At 60.8% G+C, this 6,681-nt stretch carries 1 protein-coding gene; it reads left to right on the forward strand.

Features of this window, described 5'->3' with window-relative positions:
* Positions 1-18 precede the first annotated feature (18 nt).
* The gene (locus PSH79_RS11850; protein ID WP_305443066.1) at positions 19-6,429 is read left to right on the forward strand and encodes a non-ribosomal peptide synthetase; all 6,411 of its coding nucleotides are present in this window, start codon (positions 19-21) and stop codon (positions 6,427-6,429) included.
* Positions 6,430-6,681 lie beyond the last annotated feature (252 nt).

Raw genomic sequence — 6,681 nt, forward strand, 5'->3', positions numbered from 1 at the left:
TTACATGAGATGGACCTTATGCAGCCTACTTCTGCCAATGCGGCGGACGATCTGTCCGCGCCTGTCGAGACGTTCCCCCTGACCGCCGCCCAACGGGATATCTGGCTTGATCAACTGAGCCAAGGTGATTCACCGCTGTACAACATTGGTGGTTATGTCGAGCTGACCGGTCCGCTGGATGCCGGCTTGATGCGCGCGGCGCTTGAGTCTCTGGTTGCCCGTCACGATGCTTTGCGAACCGTCCTGGTGTTGGCCGCCGGTGCTGACGGTTTGCCGTTGCAACGGTTCGCCAGGACACTGCCGGTGTCGATGCCGGTTTTTGATTTTTCCGCTCACCCCGAGCCGCAATCGGCGGCGCAGGTTCTGATCCAGCAGGTGATGGAACAGACCTACCCGCTCGATGGCCAGCCGCTTTTCCGTTTCTCTCTGATCCGCCTGGGCGATGACCATCACTGGCTCGTCACCCAAGCTCATCATCTGATCCTGGATGGCTGGGGATTTGGTCAGATGCTCAAGGCTCTTGGAGAGATTTACAGTGCGTTGATCCATGGGCAGCAACCGCTGAAGCCGGCGCCATCCTATGCCGAGTTCATTCACGACGACGTGCGCTATCAGCACTCGACCCGCCATGCGCTTGACCGTGCCTACTGGCTCGACAAGTACCGGACAGTCCCGGAACCGCTGCTAGTGCCACGTTATCGCGAGCGTTTTGCCAAACGAGCAGCGGCGACCCTGACACACGTTCAAGCCTTTCCTTCGCTGCTGCACGAACGCATGAAACACACGGCGCGACAGTCAGGCGCCTCGGCCTTCCATGTGTTGCTGGCAGCACTGCACGTCTATTTCAGCCGCACCATGCAGCGTGATGAATGGGTTGTCGGGCTGCCGATTCTCAACCGTTCCGGTGCCCGATTCAAAGCGACGCTCGGGTTATTTACCCAGGTCAGTGCCGTGTGTCTGTGCTTTGGCCGGGAGCAGTCGTTCGCTCAATTGGTCCGGGCCATTGGTGATGAACTGAAACAGGATTTGCGCCACCAGCGTTTCGCCCTGAGCGAGATGAATCGCGCACTTGGCCTGATGCGCGAAGAGCGTTCGCAGCTTTTTGAAGTGTCGGTGTCCTACGAACAGGATGATCATGATTACCGCTATGGCGCGGCGTTGGGGCATACGGTCAAGGTTTCCAATCGCCACGAGGCCACACCGTTGGCGATTCACCTGCGCAGCAACCGTCACAACGACAAAGTGTGGCTGCATCTGGTCTACAACGAGGCATTTTTCGAGACCGATGAGATCGAGGCGCTGGCGGCACGGTTACTGTCGATTCTGGAGCAAGGGCTGGAGTGTCCGGAGCTTTCAGTGAGCGATTTTTGCCTGAGTACTGAATCCGAATCGATGCTGCTGCAGCAATGGAACGACACGCGACTGGAGTGTCCGCAAGGCCAAACGATTCATCAGCGTTTCGAAGCGCAAGCGGCTGAGCGACCGGACGCAATTGCTGCGCTTTATCAGGGTCAATCGCTGACGTTTGCTGAACTCAATGGCCGGGCCAACATCCTGGCTCATCGCTTGATTGATCTCGGCGTGCGCCCGGATCAGCGCGTGGCGATTGTTGCTTATCGCGGGCTGGACACTTTGGTCGGTTTGCTGGCAATCCTCAAGAGCGGGGCAGGTTACGTACCGATTGATCCGCAGCATCCTGCCGAGCGTTTGAGTTATCTGCTTGCCGACAGCGCACCGATCGCCGTATTGACCCAGAGTGTTCTGCGCGATCGGCTGCCGGTGCTGGACGTGCCGGTTCTTGAGCTCGATCTGGAGGGCGGGTCGGCGACTGTTTCTAACCCCGAAGTGCCGGAATTGACCACGGTAAATCTCGCCTATGTGATTTACACCTCCGGCTCCACTGGTCTGCCAAAAGGCGTTATGGTCGAGCACCGCACGCTGAGCAATCTGGTGGATTGGCACTGTGATGCCTTTGATCTGCGTGCCGGCCACCACACCTCAAGCCTCGCCGGGTTCGGTTTCGACGCCATGGCCTGGGAGGTCTGGCCGGCGCTGTGTGCCGGCGCGACGTTGCATCTGGCGCCCAGCCACGACGGCAGTGAAGACATTGATGCCTTGCTCGCCTGGTGGCGCGCACAGCCGTTGGACGTGAGTTTCCTGCCGACACCCATTGCTGAATATGTTTTCAGCCGCGAACTTGATCACCCGACACTGCGCACTTTGCTGATCGGCGGTGATCGCCTGCGTCAGTTCAATCGACAGCAATCCTTCGCAGTGATCAACAACTACGGGCCGACCGAAGCCACGGTGGTTGCGACCTCAGGCCGGATCGAGTCCGGACAGGCGCTGCATATCGGCAGGCCGGTGAGTAATACGACGTTGTACGTGCTCGACGAGCAACAACGTCCGTTGCCGATTGGCATTGCCGGCGAGTTGTACGTCGGCGGCGCCGGTGTCGCCCGGGGCTACTTGAACCGCCCGGAACTGACCGCTGAGCGCTTTGTGCATGATCCATTCAGTGCCGAGCCGGACGCGCGCATGTACCGCACTGGCGACCTCGTCCGCTGGTGTACCGACGGCAATCTTGAATACCTGGGGCGCAACGACGATCAGGTGAAAATCCGGGGCGTGCGAATCGAGCCGGGCGAAATCGAAACAGCACTCGGCAGTCACGAAGCGGTGCGCGAAGCCGTGGTGCTGGTGCGCGACGGGCAACTGCTGGCGTGGTTTACCGAGCGTCAGCCGCTGGATATCAACCAGTTGCACGCGCACCTGAAAACCCGCCTGACCAGCGCCATGCTGCCGAGCGCCTATGTGCGCCTGACCGCGTTGCCGCTGACTGCCAACGGCAAGCTCGACCGCAAAGCCTTGCCGGCGCCAGGGCCGGAGGCGTTGATTCGCCGCGAATATGAAGCCCCGCAAGGCGCTGTGGAAACTGCGCTGGCGCAGATCTGGGTCGAACTGCTGCACGTCGAGCGCGTAGGACGCCACGATCATTTCTTCGAACTGGGCGGGCATTCGTTGATGGCCGTGATCCTGATCGAACGCATGCGCCAGCTCGATCTGAGCAGCGACGTCCGGGTGCTGTTCAGTCAGCCGACATTGGCAGCGCTGGCGGCTTCGGTGGGGTCGGGGCGTGAGGTCGAGGTGCCGCAAAACCGTATCGCCGCGGATTGCATCCACCTCACGCCGGACATGCTGCCGCTGGTGCAACTGGATCAGCCGACCATCGAGCGCATTGTCGCCACAGTGCCGGGCGGCGCGGCCAACGTGCAGGACATCTATCCGCTGGCGCCATTACAGGAAGGCATTCTCTACCACCACATCACTGCCGCGCAGGGTGATCCGTACCTGCTGCAATCGCGGCTGGCATTCGACAGTGTCGAGCGGGTCGAATCCTTCGCCGAGGCGTTGCGTCAGGTCATGGCCCGTCACGATATTCTGCGCACCGCAGTGGTCTGGGAAGGGTTGACCACGCCAGTGCAAGTGGTGTGGCGCGAGGCGATTCTGCCAGTGGAAGAAGTTGTTCTTGATCCCGCTCAAGGCGCGATCATCGATCAATTGCATGAGCGCTTCGACGCCCGCCGTTATCGCCTCGATGTCGGCCAGGCACCGCTGATTCGTCTGGTGTATGCCCGTGATCCGGCCCTCGGCAGGGTAGTCGGCATCTTGCTGTTCCATCACTTGGCGATGGATCACGTTGCGCTTGAGGTGATGCGCGGCGAAATGCAGGCCAGCCTGTCCGGGCAGGTCGAGCCGCTGGCGCCGCCGGTGCCGTATCGCAACTATGTAGCGCAGGCGCGTCTGGGCGTCAGCGAGCAGGAGCACGAGGCGTTCTTTCGCGAGATGCTCGGCGATGTCGACGAGCCTACTTTGCCGTTCGGCCTGCAAGAGGTGCAAGGTGACGGTCGCGGCATCGAAGAAGCACATCTGGCGTTGCCTGCCGATCTGTATCAGCGCTTGCGCAGTCAGGCGCGGCAATCGGGCATCAGTGTGGCAAGCCTGATTCACCTGGCATGGGCCAGGGTGTTGGCGGTGACGTCCGGCCAGCAACGTGTGGTGTTCGGCACCATTTTCATGGGACGGATGCAAGGCGGCGAAGGGGCCGACAGGGCGTTGGGGGTGTTCATTAACACCTTGCCACTGCGTATCGATATGGATGGCGACGTACTCGCCGCTGTCCGGTCTACTCATGAGCGGCTGACTGCATTACTCGGGCACGAACACGCCTCGCTGGCACTGGCGCAGCGTTGCAGTGGCGTCGCGGCGCCGTCACCCCTGTTCAGCGCCTTGCTCAACTATCGACACACGGCATCGGCAGAACTGCTGGAACCTGCCGGTGACGGCTGGCAAGGCATCGAGACCCTGGCCAATGAGGAACGCACCAATTACCCGCTGACCCTGAGCGTGGATGATCTGGGCAATGGCTTGCAACTCACCGCCAAGACTGTGGTGGGTATTGGCGCGCAACGAATCTGCGGTTACATGCAGGCGGCATTGAGCGGGTTGGTGCAGGCGCTGGAACAGTCGCCGCAACAGCCGTTGAACCGTTTGCCGGTTTTGCCGGCAGGGGAGTTGGAGTCGTTGCTTGTCGAGTTCAACGCCACCGAGGTCGATTGGCCGATCGAGCAGCCGATCCAGGCATTGTTCGAACAGCAAGTCTGGCGTCAACCAGACGCTGTCGCCTTGCAGGCCGGTGAGCACCGTCTGAGCTACCGCGAGCTCAATGCGCGAGCCAATCGGCTGGCGCATCATCTGCGCAAACTCGGGGTTACGCCGGACGCACGCGTGGCGATCTGCGTTGAACGTGGACTTGATCTGGTGATCGGTTTGCTCGGGATCCTGAAAGCCGGTGGCGCTTATGTGCCGCTCGACCCCGACTATCCTCTGGAACGCCTGAACTTCATGCTGCAGGACAGCGCGCCGGTCGCGGTATTGATGCATACCGCTACGCACAATCTGTTCGCGGATCCCGACCTGAAGGTGATCGATCTCGACCATTGCACTTGGAACAACGAGCCCGAAAGCAATCCGCAAGTCCCCGGCCTGAGTGCTTCGAACCTGGCTTACATGATCTACACCTCGGGCTCCACCGGTACGCCGAAAGGGGTGATGCTGGAGCACCGTGGCTTGTGCAATCTGGTGCATTGGGGCTCGCAGATCTGCCCGCCGACGGCGGCGGGGGCACTGCTGCAAAAAGCGCCGTTCAGTTTCGATGGTTCGGTGTGGGAGTTTTTCTGGCCGCTGACCGCAGGCGTGCGGCTGGTGTTGGCACGTCCTGACGGTCATCGTGATCCCGCCTATCTGACGCAAGAAATCCGGGCCCGGCAGATCAGCGTGGTGAAGTTCGTACCCGCACTGCTGCAACAGTTTCTGGAGCAGGACGATGTCGGGCAGTGCACCAGTCTCACGGACATATTCTGCGGCGGTGGCGAGTTCACCGCCGCGCTGGCCCAAAGGGCGCGCCAGCGTCTGCCCTGGGTGCGCTTGCATAACGTCTACGGTCCGACAGAGGCCACGGTCGACAGTACGGCGTATACGCTGGAGCCTCTTATGCCGGTACCGCTAACCGAACTGCCAATCGGCAAAGCCATCGGCAATACCCGGCTATACGTTCTCGATGCTCACGATCAACCGGTGCCGCTCGGCGTCAGCGGGCAGTTGCACATCGGCGGCGTCGGAGTCGCGCGGGGTTATCGGGGATTGCCAACATTGCAGGCCGAACGTTTTATCGACAGTCCGTTTGTGGCCGGTGACCGGCTGTACCGCACAGGTGATCTGGTGCGTTACGCCGCTGACGGCAATTTGCAATTCCTGGGACGCAACGACTTCCAGGTCAAGCTGCGTGGCCTGCGCCTTGAGCTGGGTGAAATCGAAGCGCGACTGATCGGGCATCCGGCGGTACGCGAAGCGGTGGTGCTGGTCCGTGATGAGCATCTGATCGCTTATTACACATTGCGTGCCGGCATTACCGCGCCGGGCCTCGAAGCCTTGCGTGCGTATGTACTGGAGTGCTTGCCGGAGTACATGGTGCCGGGGGCTTTTGTGTTGCTCGACGTGTTGCCGCTGACACCTAACGGCAAGATCGACCGCAAGGCCTTGTCCGAGGCTGAGGTGGAGGCGGTGCTCAACCGACCTTACGAAGCGCCCGAAGGTGAAGTTGAAAATACCGTCGCGCAAATCTGGGCGCTGGTGCTCAACGTCAATCAGATCGGTCGTCACGACAACTTCTTCGAGCTGGGCGGGCACTCCTTGCTGGCGGTGAGTCTGGTAGCGCGTATGCGTCAGGCCGGGCTGCATGTCGATGCGCGGACGCTATTCAGTCAGCCGACATTGGCAGCGTTGGCAGCGCAGACCACTCGGCAGGCGAAACAGGTGGAAGTCGCCCAGACCACCATCCCGAACCTCACCCGCAAACGCCGGCTCTGACAGAGGGTTCTCACCCCCCCCACTGTAGGAGCTGCCGCAGGCTGCGATCCTTTGACTTTGACTTTGACTTTGACTTTAAAAAGCAAGATCAAAAGATCGCAGCCTTCGGCAGCTCCTACACAGGAAATCAAAGCGTCGCGGCCCTTGGGGAGTGCGGCTTGTCCCCGCTTCCCATGTCAGACACCCAAGCCCCGATGTTTTAGTTTTTCCAGGCTGCGCGCCGCTTGCACGGACTGGCTTCTGCGCGCTCCT

Origin of the sequence: Pseudomonas sp. FP2196 (assembly GCF_030687715.1) — a bacterium.
GTDB lineage: Bacteria > Pseudomonadota > Gammaproteobacteria > Pseudomonadales > Pseudomonadaceae > Aquipseudomonas.

Bases quoted from the DNA above. Each gene is read 5' to 3' on its own strand.
- PSH79_RS11850 (WP_305443066.1), top strand. From the start codon at position 19: ATGCAGCCTACTTCTGCCAATGCGGCGGACGATCTGTCCGCGCCTGTC.